We start from the raw sequence: 1,291 nt of genomic DNA on the forward strand, positions 1-1,291 counted from the left end.
TGTATAGACGTGAGACATGGGTAACACCTGTATCAGGACATAGGTAACACTATTGGGCATCAAGAATGATGTCCAATCGGAGCCGCCATTATGACCTGGAATACAGCCAATACTATGGACTTACGTTTAGAATTTATTCATCTTGCCCTGCAAGAAGGTGCGAATCGACGAGAGCTATGTCGTCGCTTTGGTATCAGCCCTAAAACCGCTTACAAGTGGCTCGAACGCTATGCGGTTCAAGGCGAAGAGGGGTTGCAAGATCGCTCTCGACGGCCTCACCACTCTCCCAATCACTCCTCCGATCACCTGGAGAAATTAGTGGTTGATCTACGTCATGCTCATCCCTGCTGGGGCGGACGCAAGATTCGACAGCGATTAGAAGATTTAGGGCAGAACGAATTGCCGCATGCCGCCACCGTTACGCATATATTGCGACGACATGGATTGATTACGCCGGAAGCCAGCGAGCAACACACACCATGGAAACGCTTTGAGCACGAGGAACCCAATGCACTCTGGCAGATCGACTTCAAAGGTAATTTCGAGACCTTGCACGCAACCTGTTATCCATTAACGTTATTGGACGACCATTCCCGATTTAATCTGATCTTAGCCGCTTGCGCTCGCCCCAATCACGATACGGTGCAGGCGGCTTTGACCACGACCTTTGAGCGCTATGGGTTGCCACGACGGATCAATGCCGATAACGGCCCACCGTGGGGATCACCAAAGCAACCAACACAATCGATTACGAAATTGACGATGTGGTTGATTCGTTTGGGTATTCAAGTCAGCCATAGCCAGCCAGCTCACCCACAAACAAATGGCAAGATAGAGCGATTTCATCGCACACTCAAAGCGGAAGTGCTCAATAGCAACCACTTTAACGATCTTCCGGCAGCGCAAATCGCCTTTGATCGTTGGCGTCATATTTACAATATGGAACGTCCGCATGAAGGTATTCAATTGCGAACGCCAATGACACGCTATCGTCCAAGTCCGTTCACCTTTCCCAGGATCTTACCTCCGGTGGAGTATTTACCTGGGGATGTGGTTATTAAGGTGGGCTGGGAGGGGATGTTCAAGTTTCAAAACCGCCCCATTAAAGTCTCATCTGCGTTGCGTAATGAACTGATTGCGATTAGACCAATTGTTGGGATGGATGGTGTATTTAATGTATTTTACTGTCGCCAGAAGATTCTTAAAATCGACTTGCGCGCTGCAACTAATTCGGCTTAAATGTGTTACCCATGTCTGGATACACCCGTTACCTATGTCCCACGTCTAAACA

General features: G+C 48.7%; 1 protein-coding gene. It reads left to right on the forward strand.

Translation table 11 applies throughout. From position 1 onward, the window contains the following. Positions 1 to 90 precede the first annotated feature (90 nt). Positions 91 to 1,239 (forward strand): IS481 family transposase, encoded by a 1,149-nt coding sequence (locus S2091_RS23720; RefSeq protein WP_105534447.1) that lies wholly within the window; start codon positions 91 to 93, stop codon positions 1,237 to 1,239. The last annotated feature ends 52 nt before the right edge of the window (positions 1,240 to 1,291 follow it).

This window comes from Solimicrobium silvestre, from assembly GCF_002976435.1.
Taxonomy (GTDB): domain Bacteria; phylum Pseudomonadota; class Gammaproteobacteria; order Burkholderiales; family Burkholderiaceae_D; genus Solimicrobium; species Solimicrobium silvestre.